This window comes from Duganella sp. GW821-FHT01E12 (genome assembly GCF_059422325.1).
In genome coordinates this window covers 1-19,254 of record NZ_JBWKWR010000008.1, presented here as the reverse complement: position 1 = coordinate 19,254, position 19,254 = coordinate 1, and the positions used below count along the sequence as shown (strand labels likewise).

The following is a 19,254-nucleotide window of genomic DNA, read 5'->3' as shown; positions in this document are numbered from 1 at the left end:
TTGTGGCATGTTTCCGATCATACACCGATGAAAAAGGCGAACCCGTCCCTATTTGGCGACAATCGGCTTGCCAGTCGCGATGCCCCGGCCCGCCGTGCTCATGTACACCACGCCATAGGTGTTGGCGTCGCCGATAACGAATTGGGCATCGCCCGGGCCGCCGTATTGATGATTATCGTCATTAATCCGCAGCCAGCTGGCGCCGCTGTCGATGGAGCGGAACAGGCCGCGCACGCCGCCCACCGAGCCCCATATGTACACCGCCGGGTAGTTCGCGCCCGGTGCCGCCTTGCCGAAGCCGACCGCCGCCGCGTAGCCGACATTGGCCAGATTGACGAAGCTGGCGCCGGAATCGGTGGAACGGGCCAGGCCGCCGTCGTACAGCGCGACCCAGACGTCGCCTTCGCGGCCGGGCGCCGCCCGCACCAGCGGCGAGCCCTTGGCGCCGGCCAGGCGGCCGGCCGGCGCGAAGCTGGCGCCGGCGTCGGTGCTGACCAGCATCGTGGCGCCGTTCAGGGCGTAGAACTTGCGGGCGTTGACCGGATCGGCCACCGGCCGCGCGCCGTTCAGGCCCCGGGCCACGCGCCAGCTGCCGCCGCTGTCGTCCGACACATAGCTGGTGGCGGATTTTTCCGGGCTGTGCACGATCACCTTGCCGTCCGCGCTCAGCGCCAGCTGGCCCTGCTTGCCCTGCAGGCTGGCGGTCTTGTTCCAGCTCACGCCCATGTCGCGCGACAGGTACATGGCGCTGCCCACGCGCGCCACCACGCTGGGATTGGCGGCCGCGTAGTCCAGGCCCCAGGTGGTGCCCATGGTCGGCGTGTGGATGGGCGCGTACTGGCTGGTGTCGGTGTGGCGGAAGCCGTCGTAGTCGCCGATGGCGGAAACGGCCGGGCCGCCGGGGATGCTGACCATGTTCAGCGGCACCGACTCCTCCAGCCCCTTGTCCTCGAACTTCCACAGCGCCGGCGCGGCGTGGATGTCGCTGGTCTTGAAGATGCCGTTGCCCGACACGACCATCACGGTGCGGGTGTCGAAGGGATCGAACTCGATGCTGGCGGCCCAGTGCATGAAGCTGCCCGCGATCCAGCTCACGCCGTTGGGATCGATGCGCACGCCCTGGTCGACCACGCTCTTCCAGCTCTTGCCGCCGTCCAGCGTTTCAAAGAACTGGTCGCCCATCGCGCCGGGCTGGCGGTAGTAGTTGATGGTGGAGACGAGCATGCGATCCTGCCGGCCCGGATCGACCGTGATGCCGGCATAGGCGCGGTTCAGCGGCGGCGAGATATTGCTCCACCTGGAAGCGGCGATGTCGTACTTCCACACCTGGCCCTGGTCCATGGGCTCGTCATGCGCCGCGTCGCCGTGCGGTCCCGCGCCGTTAGCGTAGGTCACCACCAGGCTGCCGTTGGCCAGCACCGCGCGCTGCGGCATCAGCGCGGACGGGCCGCCGCGCATCGGCGCGAAGGTCTTGCCGCCGTCGTTGGAGAGATACATATTGTCGCCCACCGAGCCGTAGCGCGACACGCCGGCAAAGATGCGCTGCGTGGCGCCGCCGGCCGCGCTGGCCGGGTCCAGCACCACGAAGCTCACGCCGTTCCGGTTGGGCGTGGCCGCCACCGGCAGGCCATCGACGTGTTGCCAGCTCACGCCTTCGTCCGCGCTCCGGAACATGCCGTCGGCGCGCGTGCCGATGTAAAGTATCTTGCCGTTGGCCGGGTCCACCTGCAACTTCTCGCCGTTGCCGCGACCCATGCCGTTGCCGTGGACCTTGAACTGGCCGCTCACGTCCACCCTGGTGAAGGTCTTGCCGTAGTCGTTGGATTTGAGGATGGCGCTGGCGCCGCCGTTCAGATAGGCGATGCCGGCCGACAGGTACACCTTGGACGGCGCGCCCGGATCGATGGCGATCGACTCCACGCCGAGCAGGCCGGTGTCCTGGTCGGACACCGAGTCGAGCAACGGCATCCAGCGCCGCGCCGCGCCGTCCCAGCGATAGGCGCCGCCGACGTCGGTGCGGATGTAGACCAGGCCCGGCTCGGTCTTGCTGGTGACGATGCCGGAGACGAAACCGCTGCCGCCGATGGCGACGTTGTCCCACGCGTAGGCGTCGCCGCCGGCCATCAGTTCTTTCAGCTTCGGCGCCATGGCCTTGGCCCAGATCTCGTAGCCCTGCTCGTTCGGGTGCAGCAGGTCGGGCATGATGTCGCGCGACAGCGTGCCGTCCGCCGCCAGGAAGGACTGGTTGATGTCGAGGAAGTAGATGCTCCGGTTGTCGGCAAAGCCGGCGACGATGGCGTTGACCTTTTCGTTCAACTGGCGCAGGTAGTCGTCCGGCTTCTCGCCGCGCGGGAAGATCGCCAGCAGCAGTATCTTGGTGTTGGGCAGGCGCTGGCGCAGCTCGTCGATATTGCGCCGGATGCCGGCGGCCGTGGTCCTGGGATCCTCCTGCCGATGGCCGGCGTTATTGGTCCCGAACATCAGCACCGCCACCTTGGGCGCCAGGCCGTCCACTTCGCCGTGCAGCAAGCGCCACAGCACGTTCTCGGTGCGGTCGCCGCCGAAGCCCAGCGCCAGGCCGTGCATCGGCTTGTAGTAGCGCTCCCAGACCGGCGCACCGCTCTTTTCCCAGCCCTCGGTGATGGAATCGCCGATGAACACCACCTCGGCCGACTTGCCCAGCGCCTGCGCCTCGGCCAGCTTCTGCTCGTGACGCGGCGTCCACCACTTGATCGACCAGGGTTCGTTCAGCTTGTCCGGCGTGACCGAAACAGTCCGGGAATCCGGGCAGCTGGCGTTGGGCGTGCCGCTGGCCTGATACTTGATGTTGGCCACCGACACTTCGCCGCTGCCGTTGGCATTGAGCACGAAGGGCTGCGTGACGGCGCCGAAGTCGTCGCCATCGCGCACGAAACAGCTCATCGCAAACACCACGTGCTGCCAGCCCTTGCCGGCGAAGGCGCGCGCCGGCGCCATGTATGGCACGTTGCGCTCGCAGTTCTTGCCGCAGCCGAGCGCGATGCCGATGCCGCCTTCCGCCATGTCCTTGACGTTGATATCCAGCGCCAGCACGCCGTGCGCCAGATAGGGCCGCAGATCGAGCGGCTTGCCGCCTTCCACGCTCAGGCCGGCATACCAGGAATCCTTGAAGCGCAACGTCAGCGCCTTGCCGTCCTGGCTGGCGCTGACGTGGCTCGCCGGTATCGCGGCCGACGGCGGAATCACCGCGCTGGCGCCGTCCATCGGCACGCGCACATCCAGGCCGGTGAGGGTCAGCTGCCATGAGGGCTGCGGGCGGCCGGCATACACCTTCAGGTCGTGGGCCGGCGCCGCGCAGGCGGAGGCGGAGAGCGCAGCCAGGCAAAACGCCAGGCGCCAGTGGGTAAAAGTCATGGGGGGATGTCTCGCCGATAGGTTTTATCGGCACATTCTGCAAGCAAGCCGGGTGGCTAGCAATTACGAAATTCACCAACCGCGCCAATGATATTCACAGCGTGTCAGCCGCCCAGCGACTTTTGCACGCGGTACGACAAGGGCAGCGTCAGCAGCAGCAAGGCCGCCAGCGCCATCAGCGCGTCGGGGACGCCGGCCACGTCGCCAAGCCGGCCGAACAGCACCGGCGCCAGCGCGCCGCCGCCGATGGTGCCGGTATAGAAATGCGCAAACGCCTGCTCGCGCTTGCCCGCCGCCGCCAGCTCCGGCACCGTGCCGTACAGCACCGACGAGGTGCCGTTCAACGCCAGACCCAGCAGCGGCAGCATGGCCATCATGGCCGTCAGCGGCAGCCACACCGACAGCAGGATCAACATCGCCGTGGCGGACTCGGTGATCCACACCGTCTTCATCATGCCGATGCGCGCGCCCAGGTAGCCGCAGGAGAGCTTGCCGAAGGCGCCGCCCACGAACAGCAGCGACAAGGCCAGGCCGATGCCGGCCGTGCCGGCGCCCTTGCTCTGCAACAGAAAGGGCAGGAAAGTCAGGAAGCCCATGCGCACCGCGCTGTCGAGCGTGCCGGTCAGGATCAGCGCGCGCAGGCCGCCGGCCGAGCCCTTGCCGGCCACGGCCCTGGGCGACTGCGCCTGATGCCGGGCCGCTTCCGCCGCGGTCGGCAGCAGCCACCACAGCAGCGCCGCAGCCGCCAGGCCCAGGCAGCCGATCAGCGCCACGCTGGCCTGCCAGCTCACCACCACCAGCAGCAGGCCGACGGCGCCGGGCACCAGCGTCTTGCCGATGTCGCCGGCGAAGTTGTATTGCGCCAGCGCCTCCTTCACGCCGCCGCCCGCCTCGTGCGTGTCGGTGATGATGGACGAGGCCAGCGGATGCTGGGTGCTCGCGCCCAGTCCGCCGAGCAGCAGCGACACCAGCAGCACCGCCAGGCCGCCGGCCATGCCCGCGATCAGGTAGGCGACGCCGGCCAGCGCGGTGCCGCCGATCAGCATGCGCTCGCGGCCCCAGCGCTTCGCCAAGCGGCTCGCCAGCAATTGGAAACCCGCCATCATGCCCGAGTAGGCGCCGCGCAGCAGGCCCACCATCGCCAGGCTGATCGCAAATTGCGCCTGCCACACCGGCAGCAGCACGTAGATCACATCGGTCAGGCCATCGTGGATGGCGTGGGCGCTGCACGCGGCGATCAGGGAACGGCGCCGCACATTGGTGGATTGGGTCATTATTGGCGAGATGTCGATATTGCCCCGATTGTAACGGATTGCAGAAACTGCGCGACATTACCAGCCCGGAGCGCGTACATTGGAAGGGTATCGCCAGCCAACGCGGAGGTAACCGTGCCAACCAAGTACATCGACAACTTTGAAATCGAGTTTTCAGCGGAACGCTTGGAGGGCTGCAAGCAGTGGGGTGCCTATGTCGCGGTGTTCGCGCCGTCCGGTACGCCCATGCATCGATTGAATGTCCGGCGCAAACACCGGGTGGCGGTGGTCCAGCAGTTCGCCGACGCCGAAAGCGCCTGCGCCGCGGCGGAAGCGGCGGCGCAGGATATCGTGGCCTCGATCAAGTCGGGGCCGGCGGGAAGGAGCTGACGGCATCGCTCAGTAACGCACAAACTGCGATTCGTCCGGCGCCTCGGCGTTGATGGCGCGCAGGGCCGCCGGCCGCATGCGGCCGGTGTTGGCCGCGTCCCGGTGGCGCGCCGGACGCGGGCTGGAACCGCTCAGGATGAAGAAGCCCATGGTCTGTTGCAGCTCCTCCGCCTGGCTGCTCATCTGCTCGGCCGTGGCCGCCAGTTCCTCCGAGCCGGAGGCGTTCTGCTGCGTGGTCTGGCTCAGCTGGCTGATCGCCGAATTGATCTGCGCCAGTCCCGACGATTGCTCCTCCGACGCGGCCGTGATCTCCTGCACCAGGTCGGAAGTCTTCTTAATGTTGGGCACCATCGCGCCCAGCATCTGCCCGGCCCGCTCGGCCAGTTCCACGCTGCCGCTGGCCACCTGGCCGATCTCCTGCGCCGCCACCTGGCTGCGTTCGGCGAGCTTGCGCACCTCCGCCGCCACCACCGCGAAGCCCTTGCCATGCTCGCCCGCGCGGGCGGCCTCGATGGCCGCGTTCAAGGCCAGCAGATTGGTCTGGTAGGCGATGTCGTCGATGATCAGGACCTTGGCGGCGATCTGCTTCATGGCCGCGACCGTCGAGCGCACCGCGTCGCCGCCCTCGCTGGCCTCGTTGGCGGCGCGGCTGGCCATGGCGTCGGTGACCTTGGCGTTGTCGGTGTTCTGCGCCACCGAGGCGGTCATCTGCTCGACCGAGGCCGAGGTCTCCTCCACGCTGGAGGCCTGCTCGCTGGCCGCCTGCGCCAGCGACTGCGAGGTCGCGCTGACCTCCTCGGAGGCGGCGGCCAGGCCCTCGGCACTGTTGTTGACTTCGCTGACCACCTGCGCCAGCTTGGCCACCGTGTTGTTGGTGTATTCCTTCAGCTCGCCAAACGCGCCCTCGTAAGGCTTGTCGATGGTCTTGGTCAGGTCGCCCTCGGACATCGCGCCCATCACCCGCACCACGTCGGCGATGCTGGCGCCGGTGGTGATGGCCAACTGGTTCAGGCTCTCGCCCATCTCCTGCTGGAAGCCGGCCATGCCGGCCAGGTCCACGCGCACATCGAAATTGCCGCGGTTGGCGGCGGACACCAGCGCGCGCTGGCCCTCGACCACCCGCCGCAGCTTGGCGATCATTTCGCTGACGGCGTACAGCATGCTGCTGCGGTCGTCGGGCTTGAGGCGCACTTCGCAGCTCAGGTCGCCCTTGGAGACGCGTTCCATCAGGTCGGCCGCATAGACCGGCTCGCCACCGAGGCGCTTGACCAGGTCGCGCGTGATCAGCCACGCGATCACGCTGCCGATCAGCACCGCGGCGATCGACAGCAGGATCACCACCCTGCGCGTTTCCAGATAGGTCGCGTTGGCCGCCTGGGCTTCCGAATCCATCAGGTCGCCCTGCAGCTTGGAAAACGTCTCCAGCGAATTCGCATAGACGTTATTGGCCTCGGCGAAATCGGCCTTGATGAACTCGACCGCTTTCTTCGGGTCGCTCTTGGACAGCGCATACAGCTGGTCATACTTGCCGGTCATCGCCTCGCTCTTGGTGGTGACGTCCTTGAACAACTGGCGCCCCTTTTCGCTGCTGATGAGCTTTTCGATCTTGTCCATCGCCTCGGCAATCTTGCCCCGGTTGATCTCGACCAGCCGGCGGTATTTTTCGCGTTCTTCGTCATTCGTGGCGAGCAGCATGCTGCGCAGCTGGCGGCCGCTGTCTATCGTATAGCGGATGTTATCTTTCGCCATCACCACCTTGGGATAGCGGTCTTCCATGATGCGCCGGAAGCCGTCGTTGACGGCCGCCATCCGCATCGTGCTCACCACCGCCAGGACCAACAGCAAAACCAGCACAGCGCCAAAACCCAGACCCAGACGGGTCGCCACCTTCATATTTGCAAACATCATGTCTCCCTGGTAGGAACGTTATGTCTTGAGAGATGGTTCGGGCGCGCGCCGGCGTGCAGGAGGAGTGGTTGGAATGTGCGCGCTCATCTCGACTTTCTGATCAAAAAGTAAAAGCTGACGTCAGATCAAGTTTGACGCCTTGCCACGTCTGACTTTTTTATGTACGAGTTGCTTGCTGCTGCCGGAGATTGTCCGCCAGCACATTCCTCAGGTCAATCATTTCGATGTCGACCGCGTGGCTAAAATTCACATGCCATCGGGCGCGCGGCGGTGCCGCGCGCCATGACGTGCTAACCGCGCTGGACGCCTATCATCGGGTCCGTGCGACTGGCGCGCCCTGTCTCCACATGGCCCGCTGCGCGGCGCAGCCATTGTGAATCGGCGTCGCTGGTAACACTGAAGTCGTACCAGCCGAAGCTGCCCGACAGGTTGCGCAGAACCGACAAGGTAGCGCCCGCCGCCACGCGGTAGGTGGCCGGCCGCGCGCCGTAGGCATTGTCGGTGATGGTGAAACTGCAGGCATGCAAGCCTTCCTGGTTCGACAGCACCAGCGCGATGCCGCCCTGGCTGCGGTCGTAGCTGGTGTGCACTTCCGGCCGCGCGCCGCCGGCGCCGATGAACGCCCCCTTGAACTGGCGCAGATAGCCATTGGCGCCGCGCACGCTGAGTTCGTAATTGCCGCCGCTCCAGTTCCACACCTCATGCTCGATCCGCTTACCGGCCTCGACCGTGTAGTACCAGGGGCCGTCCGCGCGCAGGCTGGAATACACGATGAAAGCCGCGCCGGCCTTGCCGCTGTTGGCGAAGCTCAGTTCGAACTGGCGGGCGCTGGCCACGCGCCCCTGCGTCGCCAGCTCGTACGGCAGCGCGCACGCCACGCGCGGGCCGGCCGGGTTGACCTCCTGCTGCGGCAGGCTCTGCACCGCCGGCGGCATCGGATACGGCTTGCCGGACACGCGCTGATAGGCCGCCGTCTTCGGCACGCTGGCCGGCCAGTTGCTGTTGGGCGCGCCGAAGTCGAAGGCCGAGGTGAGGTCGCCGCACACGGCGCGGCGCCACGGCGAGATCAGCTCGCACTGGACGCTGGCGCGGTCCTTGCCGAGCCCGGCCACCAGCCACTCCTCCAGGAAGCGCAGCTTGGACGTGTGGTCGAACAGCTGCGAGCAGACGCGCCCGCCTTTGCTCCACGGCGAGATCACCAGCATCGGCACGCGCGGGCCCAGGCCCACCGGCACGCCCTGGTAGCTCTCGTAGGCGCCGATGTCGGCCAGCGTGGTGCGGCCCATGCCGGGGTTGAGCGGCGCCAGGTCGGACGGCACGTGATCGAAGAAGCCGTCGTTTTCGTCGTACATCAACAGGAACACGGTCTTGGACCAGACCTCAGGATTGGCCACCAGCGCCGCCAGCAAGCGCGCCGTGATGTTCTCGCCGGCGTTGGGCGAATTGGGCGCGTGCTCGGTGTAGTCGTTGGGCGAACAGATCCACGAGACCTGCGGCAAGCGCTTGTTGCGCACGTCGTCGGCGAAGGCGTTGACCAGCCAGTCGCCGGTGGTGCCGGTGGAGTTGGCGGCGGTGGAACCGGGCGCCAGCGTGCGGGCCTTGCGGTACAGCGGCGCGTCGACGTCAAGCCGGCTGCCGTCGGGGTTGACGCGGTAGTTGCGGAAGTAGGCCAGGTAGTTGTCGCCATAGTTGTCCCACTCCTGGTAGACCTTCCAGCTGACCTGGTTCGCCTCCAGCACTTCGGCGTAGGTGCGCCAGGTGGGCGCGCTGGCGGTGACGTTGGGCGCGATGTTGTCCAGCGCCGGATCGCCGTTGTAGTAGCCGGCCGCGCTGATGTTGTACAGGCTGCCCATGTCGCCCAGCCAGCCCTGGTTGCTGCCGGTGAGCGAGTACATGCGGTTGGGATCGGTGGCGCCGAACACCGAGCAGTGGTAGGCGTCGCAGATGGTGAAGGCGTCCGCCAGCGCGTAGTAGAACGGCAGGTCGCCGCGGTCGAAGTAGCCCATCGTCTGCGGCGTCTTTTGCTTGACCCACGCGTCCCAGCCCTGCCAGGTGCTCTGCGATCCCTTCCACGTGTGGTTGGTGCCGACCGACAGCGCGCTGGTGTTCTTGGCGTCGAAGTGGAACGGCAGCACGTAGCCGCCGGCGTTGTCGGGCTGGTACCAGACCGGCCGGCCGCCGGGCAGGTCGATGGCGCGCGGATCGCCGAAGCCGCGCACGCCGGACAGCGTGCCGAAGTAATGGTCGAAGGAGCGGTTCTCCTGCATGAAGATGACCACGTGCTCGACGTCGGCCAGCGTGCCGGTGGCGTTGTTGGCGGGGACCGCCAGCGCCTGCCGTATCAGGTCGGGGAACATCGAGGTGGCGCCGGCGCCGGCGGCGTAGCGGAGGAATTTGCGGCGGCTGACGGTCATCGGATGGCTCCCTGGTTCGCGGACCAGAGATCATAGCCGGGAAATATGACGGCGTCGTTGCACGTCCCTGATAAAGATTCACTTTTCGATGGGCTTCAGTTTCTCCGCGTCGTAGTAGTAGCCGTCCCACTGGACCACGATGCGGCCCGGCGCCTTGAGGTAGATATGCGTGCAGCGGGCGTCGATGGCCGTGACCGGATCGGGCAGGCCCAGGTTCGCCGAGCTCACATGGCCCTGCTCGCGGAACGACCTGGGCAGGTCGTCGACGCTGCGTTCGTAGCTGGGGTGCTTGCAGGTCCGGCTGTCGATCACGAAGCGGTCCTGCGCGATGACGACCTGCGTGCCGACCAGCGCCCTCGCCTCGCGCTCCGGCATCGCGGCGATGTCGGCCGAATCGAGCATGCGGGTGAGGCTCCAGCGGCCGTAGATGTCGGCGTTGTCCGACCCGGCGGGCCGGGCGGCGGGCGGCGCGCCCAGCAGCGGCGCCAGCAGGCACAGGCCGGCGAGGCGGCGGCGGATCGGCATCCGGCTGAGGCCAGGCATATCGCCCCCTTAGTTCGCCGGCACCCGGAACGGCGCGCTCTCCTCCGCGCGCCGGGGGATGAGGCCGTGGGCGATGACCTTCTTCGCCCCGCGCCGGGTCCGGACGGTCATGTAGATGGTCCGGGAAATGGCCGCCGCCGCGCCCCGGAAATCGCCGTCGTCGACCAGCGAGAGGACATTGCCGGCGCCGGTCGCGCCGACGTTGTAGACAAAGCTGACCAGCGCGTCGAACTGGTTCTGGCTCAGCGCCCGGCTGCTGACCTCGCGCCGCACGGCGCGTTCGGCCTCGGCGATGCGGGAAGCGAACACCGCCTCAACCTGCGTCGTCTCCACCTTGGTCTTCAATTCGGCCACGCTGCACGGCCCCTTGTGCGCCAGCGTTCCCACGCCCCAGGTGCAATTGCCCCGGCCGGGTTTGCCGCCGTCGTCGTAATAGTAGTACCGGGGATTCTCATACCTGCGTATGCGGGCCTTGGCTGCGGCGCTCAGGCGCAGCATGGAGTTGTCTGTGGTGGGCGCTTTCAGGGCATCGTCCGGCATGGCTTCCTCGCGGGTGGGTGACGGGAGTGCGGTCGGCCGCAGCTGGGTCAACCTTCGTTCACTCTAGTCCGCCCGCAGCGCCGGACTCTGAGCGCGCGCAAAGTTGCCTGTGCTGTCTTCGGGTAACGTTTTTCCCCGTCACCTCACCCCGCCAGCTCAGAAGCTGAAAAATCGTTTCATATCGTGAAAATCTGCGCGCAATTTGATCGCCACTTTTCGCTCACTTTTTGAAAAATCATTTTGCATAATGAAATCAATAAGTTAAGTCGTTGAAATTAAAGAAGTAAATTTTAGTTATATGTCTTATATAAGACCTTGATGCAGTGCACCAGAATGGCCTACTATTTAGTCATGCAGTTTGCTTCGACACGACGTAGCGGCGCACTCAAGATTTTCTCAAACTTGCTTTATTCTTTAGGAGATACACATGTCCCAATATCAAGACGACATCAAGGCGGTTGCTGGTTTGAAAGAGCAACAAGGCAGCGCCTGGAACGCCATCAATCCTGAGTCCGCCGCCCGCATGCGCGCCCAGAACAAATTCAAGACCGGTCTGGACATCGCCAAGTACACCGCCAAGATCATGCGCGCCGACATGGCCGCCTACGACGCCGACTCGTCCAAGTACACCCAGTCGCTGGGTTGCTGGCACGGTTTCATCGGCCAGCAGAAAATGATCTCGATCAAGAAGCACTTCAACAGCACCGACCGCCGCTACCTCTACCTGTCGGGCTGGATGGTCGCCGCGCTGCGCTCCGAGTTCGGCCCGCTGCCTGACCAGTCGATGCACGAAAAAACCGCCGTCTCGGCGCTGATCAAAGAGCTGTACACCTTCCTGCGCCAGGCCGACGCCCGCGAACTGGGCGGCCTGTTCCGTCAGCTGGACGCCGCCGAAGGCCCGGCCAAGGCAGCCATCCAGGCGCAGATCGACAACCACGTCACCCACGTCGTGCCCATCATCGCCGACATCGACGCCGGTTTCGGCAACGCCGAAGCGACCTACCTGCTGGCCAAGCAATTCATCGAAGCGGGCGCCTGCTGCATCCAGATCGAGAACCAGGTATCCGACGAGAAGCAATGCGGCCACCAGGACGGCAAGGTCACCGTGCCGCACGAAGACTTCCTGGCCAAGATCCGCGCGATCCGCTACGCCTTCCTGGAACTGGGCGTGGACGACGGCATCATCGTCGCCCGCACCGACTCGCTGGGCGCCGGCCTGACCAAGCAGATCGCCGTGACCGCCAAGCCTGGCGACCTGGGCGACCAGTACAACTCCTTCCTCGACTGCGAGGAAGTGTCGGCCGACGCGCTGGGCAACGGCGACGTCATCATCAAGCGCGACGGCAAGCTGCTGCGTCCTAAGCGCCTGCCGAGCAACCTGTTCCAGTTCCGCGCCGGCACCGGCGAGGCGCGCTGCGTGCTCGACTGCATCACCTCGCTGCAGAACGGCGCCGACCTGCTGTGGATCGAAACCGAAAAACCGCATATCGCCCAGATCGGCGGCATGGTCAGCGAAATCCGCAAGGTCATCCCGAACGCCAAGCTGGTGTACAACAACAGCCCATCGTTCAACTGGACCTTGAACTTCCGCCAGCAGGTGTACGACGCGATGAAGGCGGAAGGCAAGGACGTATCGGCCTACGAGCGCGCCCAGCTGATGAGCGTGGAATACGACCAGTCCGAACTGGCGCTCGCCGCCGACGAGAAGATCCGCACCTTCCAGGCTGACGCGGCCCGCGAAGCCGGCATCTTCCACCACCTGATCACGCTGCCGACCTACCACACCGCCGCGCTGTCGACCGACAACCTGGCCAAGGAATACTTCGGCGACCAGGGCATGCTGGGCTACGTGGCTGGCGTACAGCGCAAGGAGATCCGTCAAGGCATCGCTTGCGTCAAGCACCAGAACATGTCCGGCTCGGACATCGGCGACGATCACAAGGATTACTTCAGCGGCGAAGCGGCGCTGAAGGCCGCCGGCAAAGACAACACCATGAACCAGTTCTAAGCACAGGTTCCGGCGTCACAGAAAAGCTCGCTTCGGCGAGCTTTTTTTCGTTGGTGCTTATCCGAGTTCGAAACTCGTGATGCCGTACTGCCCGCCCATATTGAGCCCGGGCTGCTCGCGCGTGTACATGCGCGCCGTTTCAAAACACCGCTGCATCCGATGACGCTCGGCCAGCGCAACGGCCGCGGAGTTCAGCTCCGGCACGTCAAGAAACACCGGCACATCCGGTGCCAGCTTGCCCAGCACGCTGGCGAACAACTGCTCCGCCACGGCGGGCGTATCGGCGAACAGCGGGCCGACTTTGTAACCCGTGCGGCACGGCCGCGCCACCGCGTAGCCGGCCAAGCCCTGGGCGCCCACCACGCCAAGCGCGATATGCTGCCGATGTCCCACCCACTCGTGCAGAAAGCGGTCGCGCCGCTCCGGGAAGAAGCTGCGATCGTATCTGCGGATTTCCTCATCGCCCAACGTGGACAGCGGTATCGTTGGACAGGCATCCATGGGCCGCCCGCTCCCCCGCCCCTCATACCGGAAATTGCGATGCGCGAGACGGAAGCCCGACTTGGCATAGTTGGCCTGCTGCGCCACCACACCGTCGAGCCCGACGTTACGCCCGGCCAGCCGCGCCATCGCGGCCTGCCACAACGCCCAACCATGGCCACGGCCACGCCAACCCGGCTTGACGATATAGCCGCCGATGAAACCGAACCCCGCGCCATACCTGACCGCGAAGATGCTCGCTATCGGTTCCCCATCCAACACCCCAATCAGAAAGCCACCAGGGTCCGCCGCGTAAAAACACGCGGCATCATGCAGGCCGGGGTTCCAGCCTTCGGCGGCAGCCCAGTCCAAAACAATATCGAGCTCAGCCTCGCTCATCTGACGTATTTCCAGCGACGTTGCATCCATGGTCGGCTCCCGCTTGTTAAGTTCCTGCGGCCCAGTGGCGGCTCAAGCCTTGCCGGCAAGAGCCCTGCGCAGCCAGAACGCTGCGGCGGCCGCAATCAACAATACTACAACCAGCGAACCTTCCACGCCGAATACACCACCGGTCAACACCACATTGCCTACCAGCTCGCCGCGCAGCAGGCCATCGCTGGCCGCGTGGCCCGACACGGTCGACGAGAACACCGTGCTCACGCAATAGTTCCATGCGATGTGCGTGCCGATGCAAATCCACAGACGGCGCGTCCTCATGTACAGAGCCGCCTGCAACACGCCATACGCGGCAAGCGAAGCCATCGCCAGCACCGAGACGCCCTCGTTCGGCAAGTGGCTCAAGCCAAACAGCAGCGCGGAAATCACCATCGAAGGCTTGCTGCCCAGCGAACGTTCGATGACGCCGAAGATCACGCCACGGAACATCATCTCTTCCGCCATGCCGACCAGCACCAGCTCGGCCAGCGGCAACAACATCTTGAAGCTCAGCGGATTGACGCCGCCGAAGCGATAAACGCCAAGCACCGCCAGCACGGCAAAGCTCGACACCACCAGGCCAACGCCCATCATCAGGCCCATGCCCATTTCGCGCCCCATGGCCTGCATCGCCAACTCGGCCGGCTGCCGCTTTTCGATGCGGCGCACGTAAAAGCGATAACCCAACCACACGAACACTGCCGCCAGCAACTGCGGCCACGCCACGCGATACGGCTTAGCAACCAGCTGCGCGGCGACGATCATCGTCAGCGGCACAGCGGCAAAGGTCAGCACCAGGCCCAGCACAATGCGAACCGCCGGGTTCGCCATCAGGCGCGATGCCAGGGTCGGTTTATTCGCCACCATGTTCAGAGTCGTATCCATAATCGCTTTCATTAAGGTCGTACTTTCTTGTTCGCCGCGCGGATGCGGTCGCCGAAGGAGCGCTGCTCAAGCACCGCGATCGCCTGGGCCAGGCATTCGGACAACGGAAACTCCAGCTCCGCATCCAGGCTGTCGGCCGCGCGCTTGGTCGCCTTCCAGCACGCCTGCAGATGCGGCAACAAGGCCTGCCCCTGCTCGCTGAGACGCACCACGCGCTGCCTGCCGTCCTCGTCGCTGGCTGCCACCAGCACCAGGCCTTCCTTCTTCATCAGCGCCACCGTCTGTGTAGCCGCCGGTTGCGTGATGCCAGCCAGCTCTGCCAGCTCGCCGACGGTCGCACTTTGTTGCTGCGACAGTGCCTTCATCACCGGCGTGTAGCGCGGCCGGTAATCGAGACCAGCGTCCGTATAGGCTTGCTGGACCGCGCCATCGAGCAGTTCGATCAAGTGCCGCAATTGAGTTCCGAGTCCTTGTTTCATGTGGCGATAATAGCATTAATTCCATAATCGCTTATGTATTTTCTTAGAAAATAATTTATATAATTTTTCATGGGCGACCACCAACCAAAAACAGCAGCTCACAGGCAATCATCAGTCTGCGTCACAGGAAAGCTTCATTGGGGACCAGTCGGTCCCTGTTAGTTCGGTCGCGGTTCCGGTATCATTCGGCATGAATACGATTTCCTTCCAACCGTTTATTATTGGCGTCGCAGGCGGTAGCGGCAGTGGCAAGTCCACTGTGTCCCAGAAAGTGTTGGCTGCGTTTGGCGCTGACATGGTCTCGGTGGTAATGCAGGACGATTACTACTGCGACCAAACCCATCTCCCCCCTGAAGTCCGCCCCCAGCAGAATTACGACCATCCGCAGGCTTTCGAATGGTCATTGCTTGTGCAGCATATCCAGGCCTTGCGCAATGGCCAGGCGATCGAGATGCCGGAGTACGACTTCACGCTTCACAACCGCTCCGACCGGACCATTCCGGTCAAGCCAGCCCCGGTGATCGTGATCGAAGGCTTGTTTGCCCTTTACGACGCGGACTTGTGCGACATGATGTCGCTGAAGATCTATGTCGACACTGCCTCCGATATCCGCTTCATCCGCCGTATGCAAAGGGATATCACTGAACGCGGCCGTTCGGTGGAGAGCGTCGTCAGCCAGTATCTGGAGACTGTACGGCCGATGCACAAGCAATTCATCGAGCCGACTAAGCGCAACGCCGATATCATCATCCCGCACGGCGCCAATGGCCCGGCGGTTGATATGATTACCACCAAGGTGGCTAGCGTTATCGACCAGCTGAAGCGCCCCTGATTTTTTCGTCTGGAACCCGCCCGGCAGCCACTTTAAGCGTCTGTCCGGTCAAGGGCGATCTTGGGTTGTGCCCCAGGTCGCCCTTTTCTTCGTTTTGATTTCCCCGATTCTGGTATTGCCCCCCCTTCCGCCTGCGGGTTTAGAGGCCGTTCGGGCTGTTTTTAGTGTGGAATAGTGCAGATAGGAAATTTGCGCTGCGCGCTGCGCCTCCGGCGCGCCACCGCACAGCGGTGGCAATTGGACGATTCGGAGAGGCTCGCCCCAGTAGGGGCGATGCCTTCGAATCCCCCGCAGCCCGCATAAATCCTCAATTTATGCTATTGTCAAAGCCTAGATACCCTCACCCATACCCTCAAAACTAAAAGCTTCAATAGACGCCCTGCGGGCAGATCAGTACGGTCAAACATTTTTAACATCTCGCATAAAAATGTATCTAGTTTGCAACTAATACTGCAGCCATCGCCTATCCCTCTATAAGGTTTGAAGCCGGAGAGGCCGAAGTTGATGAAAGCCCCCCCCCGTGACGGGCAACGTTTTTTTCTAGGACTCCTTGTGCAACGCCCCTATCTCATCCCAGAGTGCGTCGCCGCAAAGTGCAAGTTGTCCCTTAATGCGTGCCATCCTATGGGTATGTTTACGTATCGGTTCATAGACATATCCATCGCGCCCTGTTTTTCGCACTACCAACGATTCTCGAAGTAGGATGTTAAGAATTTTTTGCAATAATTTATTATCGTAATGCTGCCCATACCCTCCTTTCAGTAGCGCCCGCTCCTCTCGTCCCTGTCCTGATTGGAAGAAGATTTTATGGATTACAGAAAGGAATAAGCGGTGAACCGCTGACAGTTCGCTTTTCATTATCCGACTAGAAGTCGAAAGCGACTCATACCGCTCGATTTCACAGTTTTCAATCCATTTAGGCAACCCTTCGTCACTCGTAACTCCATATACGTCCAGTATCTGGCAGTCATTTAACCGTATTTCCGACTTTTTATTCTCCGATTCCGCAATGAGCTCAAGATTTCGAATATACGAATTTTCAATCTGCAAACTTGAAAATCTACGTTGACCGACTTGAAGAGAATAAATATCAACATCTTTGAAGGCCGCCGCGTTGATTTGTAGATCATTACCTTCTACAGCCAACAAAGTAGATAAAATTTCCGCACTTGCCTGATCATTTTCACCTCGCAGGAAATTCGCAAGCGAATGACGATAGGTTCCCTCTTTGTCCTGATTTACGAGTCTGCTGAAAATAAGTCCCCAGCCGAATCGGGAGAGTGGTTGCCGCCATTTTTTATCCGTGACGGTTTTATCGCCAATATCAATAATTTGGGTCAAATCTTCGGCACGAAGTCCGTCAACGATGTAGCTGTCAACAAATTGCCGCTCAGGGGATTCAGGCGCAACTCGACCAAGCATACAGAGGCGCATGAGCATTTGTTCACCAGCTTGATCCGGCGTATCCTGAATTGCGTGTTCGTATGCTTCCCGAACGTTTCGCACCGAAAGGCGACCTAGATAACTATCACCCTCGCGCGTAAACGAAGCTAATTTGATCAGGATTTGTCGCACTGCTTCAGCCTTGAGCGAACCGTGAATATTAGCTTCGCGTTCGGAAACTGTTGTCAAGAACTTGTCCCAAAACGCAAATTCTCCGTCCTCTGCCTGGAGCAAACCCTGCGCAGCGGCTGGAGCGATGGTCGAGAGCACTTGAAATATAAGCGGTTTTCGAGGAAGCCATTCTGGTACTATTGCTGGCAAATTGATTTGCTGCAGATAGGCATTGGCTTCGGTAATCGAAAACTCTTCCTGTGACCGCAGAACTATTGGCTCCCCACCGACTCCCAGTCCCAATGCGTCGATCATTTCATCATCGCTGTCGAAGTAGTGAGAACGGCTAGTAAGAAACACGCCCCCCTTATTGGCTTTAATCAGTTTTCGCACCCCTTCAAGCGCGGCTTTTCGAACCGATTTTCGGCTTTCACGATTTGCACCAAAGGTTTGCGCGCCAACCTCATCAACGCCGTCTAACAAGAGAATTGCGCCTCCGGTACGAATAATCTGCATGGCGTTATCAATCGCCCCAGAGAACCCCAGTTCCTCTAAGTGTCCTGCAATAATCTCACTTGCGGTCGTTGCGCCCCAGTGCTCTCGCAAATTGATTGCAAATACCTGCTTGCCAAGCACCCTATCACTCCCCGATAAGCTCGAAAAAATGTTCTGAGTAGCACGTGACTTTCCAGTTCCATAATCGCCAATGAGAATAACTCTTTCGCCATTTCGTAAACAATCAGCTATTTCATTAATTCCCAATGTTTCACCATCATCATCGCGGGTGTAAGCCACTGGCACATACTGCACTTGATCGGGCAGGCCCGTAATGGGGTTAATAGCACTTCCGAATGCAGCGCGCATTCGAGCGGCTATGTAGCCGTCGTATTGAAAGAATTCGTTGAGGAAAGTTTGAGCCGACATGACTTTAACTTTATTGTGCGTCCCGGTTTCGATCATGGACGACGTTGGCTCGTCTTCAACGATCATATAGCCCCGAACGATCACGCCTTGAGTCAGCATCTGCAGGCGATAACTATTTATCTTAATAATGTCGTCTCGAACTTTTGCGAGGTCACCTCGTTTTGTAATCTCGATCAAAATAATCTCATCAGAATTCGGCCGCAAGACAGCATCGAAATCAACTCCACCCAGATGCTCGGGAACCGCAATAGTATTCCATTTAATACTTGCAATTGCTCGCACTGATTCTTCAAGTGTCTTCCAAGAAGTATTCATTTTTATTCTTTCTAGATTTATTCTGGACTAGTACAGATACGGAGAAAAGTTCGTCATTCATGGCCGCCCACTGAGGAAGTGGGCCATTTTTCGTTAGCGTATAGGAGCCATACTTGTACGGTGCTACGTAGAATATCATCTTGCCCACATGAAAAATGCGCAAATTCTCACACCCTAGAATGGTGCGCATTTTTTAAGCATTAGTTCTCGCAGGTTGCCGATTGAGGGGTGACAACTCGTACGTTTTGAAGGGAGACGTCTATTTTGCGAACAGTGGCGCAATGTCCAGTTCCGATTCTTCACCGGGCTGCGCACTTCAGAAGCGATAGCGCTTGAATGGTCGAATGTCGATCTGAACAAGGGCGAGATATTGGTTGACTCGGCCGTGGTCTACGAAGAGGAGCAGGATTCGACGAAGACGTCCATGAGCCGTATCGTCAAGCTTCCCAGGGAGGCCCTATCTGCCCTGCTGCTACAGACTCGCTTCACGCGTAGCCAAGGCGGCAAAGTATTCCACGCCCCTTACTACAACGAACCATGGCTGTATCAACGCATCACTAGCGCGGCGTTCTGGACAACAACCCTTAAGCGCCTCGGCATCCGGCATCGGCGCGCTTACAACACGCGGCACACTTATGCCACCATAGGCCTTATGGCCGGAGTGAATCCGGCCTTCATGGCCCGCCAGTTGGGCCACAGTCTGGAAATGTTTTTCAAGGTCTACACGAAGTGGATCGACGGCCAGCACGATGACAAGGAAATGGCCAAGATCGAAGCGGCCTTACAAGAAGTCAGCCTCACCTAATAGCAAAAGCCGACTCAGCTGAACTGACCCCAAATAGTTGGACGGTATAGTTTGCTAAGCAGCCAAGGGCTGAGTTCTGTATTGCACAGGACTCAG

The 19,254-nt window shown here is 61.9% G+C and carries 13 protein-coding genes and 1 pseudogene; 4 read left to right on the top strand and 10 right to left on the bottom strand.

The features are described 5' to 3' along the window. Positions 1 to 48: 48 nt before the first annotated feature. Both AC07WS_RS21070 and AC07WS_RS21065 read right to left on the bottom strand, forming a co-directional pair. Positions 49 to 3,393, bottom strand: coding sequence for a GDSL-type esterase/lipase family protein (locus tag AC07WS_RS21070; protein ID WP_494730972.1), 3,345 nt, complete (start codon positions 3,391 to 3,393; stop codon positions 49 to 51). Between the two features lie 104 nt (positions 3,394 to 3,497). After that, on the bottom strand, positions 3,498 to 4,667 hold the full coding sequence (locus tag AC07WS_RS21065) for an MFS transporter (protein ID WP_494730971.1): 1,170 nt from the start codon (positions 4,665 to 4,667) through the stop codon (positions 3,498 to 3,500). A 114-nt stretch (positions 4,668 to 4,781) separates the two neighbouring features. Between AC07WS_RS21065 and AC07WS_RS21060 the strand changes: the two genes are divergently transcribed. Beyond that, positions 4,782 to 5,036, top strand: a complete 255-nt coding sequence (locus tag AC07WS_RS21060; RefSeq protein WP_494730970.1) for a hypothetical protein — start codon at positions 4,782 to 4,784, stop codon at positions 5,034 to 5,036. 9 nt (positions 5,037 to 5,045) lie between these two features. Here the strand turns inward: AC07WS_RS21060 and AC07WS_RS21055 are convergent, their stop codons facing one another. The 4 genes from AC07WS_RS21055 to AC07WS_RS21040 all read right to left on the bottom strand — a co-directional run bounded on the left by AC07WS_RS21055 (position 5,046) and on the right by AC07WS_RS21040 (position 10,441). Then, complete coding sequence (locus tag AC07WS_RS21055) at positions 5,046 to 6,941, bottom strand: methyl-accepting chemotaxis protein (RefSeq protein WP_494731194.1); 1,896 nt, start codon at positions 6,939 to 6,941, stop codon at positions 5,046 to 5,048. Positions 6,942 to 7,234: 293 nt separating this feature from the next. Next, positions 7,235 to 9,358 (bottom strand): phosphocholine-specific phospholipase C, encoded by a 2,124-nt coding sequence (locus tag AC07WS_RS21050; RefSeq protein ID WP_494730969.1) that lies wholly within the window; start codon positions 9,356 to 9,358, stop codon positions 7,235 to 7,237. A gap of 78 nt (positions 9,359 to 9,436) precedes the next feature. Next, on the bottom strand, positions 9,437 to 9,901 hold the full coding sequence (locus AC07WS_RS21045) for a hypothetical protein (protein ID WP_494730968.1): 465 nt from the start codon (positions 9,899 to 9,901) through the stop codon (positions 9,437 to 9,439). 9 nt (positions 9,902 to 9,910) lie between these two features. Next, the gene (locus AC07WS_RS21040) at positions 9,911 to 10,441 is read right to left on the bottom strand and encodes a lysozyme (protein ID WP_494730967.1); all 531 of its coding nucleotides are present in this window, start codon (positions 10,439 to 10,441) and stop codon (positions 9,911 to 9,913) included. A 427-nt stretch (positions 10,442 to 10,868) separates the two neighbouring features. Between AC07WS_RS21040 and AC07WS_RS21035 the strand changes: the two genes are divergently transcribed. Further along, complete coding sequence (locus AC07WS_RS21035; protein ID WP_494730966.1) at positions 10,869 to 12,449, top strand: isocitrate lyase; 1,581 nt, start codon at positions 10,869 to 10,871, stop codon at positions 12,447 to 12,449. A gap of 57 nt (positions 12,450 to 12,506) precedes the next feature. Here the strand turns inward: AC07WS_RS21035 and AC07WS_RS21030 are convergent, their stop codons facing one another. From AC07WS_RS21030 to AC07WS_RS21020, 3 genes are read right to left on the bottom strand one after another with little or no spacing between them, the layout of a single operon-like run. Further along, positions 12,507 to 13,358, bottom strand: coding sequence for a GNAT family N-acetyltransferase (locus AC07WS_RS21030; protein ID WP_494730965.1), 852 nt, complete (start codon positions 13,356 to 13,358; stop codon positions 12,507 to 12,509). Between the two features lie 42 nt (positions 13,359 to 13,400). Then, positions 13,401 to 14,249 (bottom strand): CPBP family intramembrane glutamic endopeptidase, encoded by an 849-nt coding sequence (locus AC07WS_RS21025; protein WP_494730964.1) that lies wholly within the window; start codon positions 14,247 to 14,249, stop codon positions 13,401 to 13,403. Positions 14,250 to 14,260: 11 nt separating this feature from the next. Then, positions 14,261 to 14,695 (bottom strand): MarR family winged helix-turn-helix transcriptional regulator, encoded by a 435-nt coding sequence (locus tag AC07WS_RS21020; RefSeq protein ID WP_494730963.1) that lies wholly within the window; start codon positions 14,693 to 14,695, stop codon positions 14,261 to 14,263. Between the two features lie 223 nt (positions 14,696 to 14,918). Between AC07WS_RS21020 and udk the strand changes: the two genes are divergently transcribed. Next, a complete protein-coding gene (gene udk / locus AC07WS_RS21015; protein ID WP_117013271.1) occupies positions 14,919 to 15,560 on the top strand; it encodes a uridine kinase in 642 nt (213 codons plus the stop codon). Between the two features lie 540 nt (positions 15,561 to 16,100). Here the strand turns inward: udk and AC07WS_RS21010 are convergent. Beyond that, positions 16,101 to 18,353, bottom strand: a complete 2,253-nt coding sequence (locus tag AC07WS_RS21010; protein ID WP_494730962.1) for an NACHT domain-containing protein — start codon at positions 18,351 to 18,353, stop codon at positions 16,101 to 16,103. Between the two features lie 301 nt (positions 18,354 to 18,654). Between AC07WS_RS21010 and AC07WS_RS21005 the strand changes: the two are divergent. Next, positions 18,655 to 19,158, top strand: a pseudogene (locus tag AC07WS_RS21005) (site-specific integrase); the annotation flags it as partial. Between the last annotated feature and the right edge of the window lie 96 nt (positions 19,159 to 19,254).

Excerpts from the sequence above, each read along its gene's own strand:
- AC07WS_RS21070 (WP_494730972.1), bottom strand. The coding sequence starts at position 3,393 with ATGACTTTTACCCACTGGCGCCTGGCGTTTTGCCTGGCTGCGCTCTCC.
- AC07WS_RS21065 (WP_494730971.1), bottom strand. The coding sequence starts at position 4,667 with ATGACCCAATCCACCAATGTGCGGCGCCGTTCCCTGATCGCCGCGTGC.
- AC07WS_RS21055 (WP_494731194.1), bottom strand. The coding sequence starts at position 6,941 with ATGTTTGCAAATATGAAGGTGGCGACCCGTCTGGGTCTGGGTTTTGGC.
- AC07WS_RS21050 (WP_494730969.1), bottom strand. The coding sequence starts at position 9,358 with ATGACCGTCAGCCGCCGCAAATTCCTCCGCTACGCCGCCGGCGCCGGC.
- AC07WS_RS21045 (WP_494730968.1), bottom strand. The coding sequence starts at position 9,901 with ATGCCTGGCCTCAGCCGGATGCCGATCCGCCGCCGCCTCGCCGGCCTG.
- AC07WS_RS21040 (WP_494730967.1), bottom strand. The coding sequence starts at position 10,441 with ATGCCGGACGATGCCCTGAAAGCGCCCACCACAGACAACTCCATGCTG.
- AC07WS_RS21035 (WP_494730966.1), top strand. The coding sequence starts at position 10,869 with ATGTCCCAATATCAAGACGACATCAAGGCGGTTGCTGGTTTGAAAGAG.
- AC07WS_RS21030 (WP_494730965.1), bottom strand. The coding sequence starts at position 13,358 with ATGGATGCAACGTCGCTGGAAATACGTCAGATGAGCGAGGCTGAGCTC.
- AC07WS_RS21025 (WP_494730964.1), bottom strand. The coding sequence starts at position 14,249 with ATGGATACGACTCTGAACATGGTGGCGAATAAACCGACCCTGGCATCG.
- udk (WP_117013271.1), top strand. The coding sequence starts at position 14,919 with ATGAATACGATTTCCTTCCAACCGTTTATTATTGGCGTCGCAGGCGGT.
- AC07WS_RS21010 (WP_494730962.1), bottom strand. The coding sequence starts at position 18,353 with ATGAATACTTCTTGGAAGACACTTGAAGAATCAGTGCGAGCAATTGCA.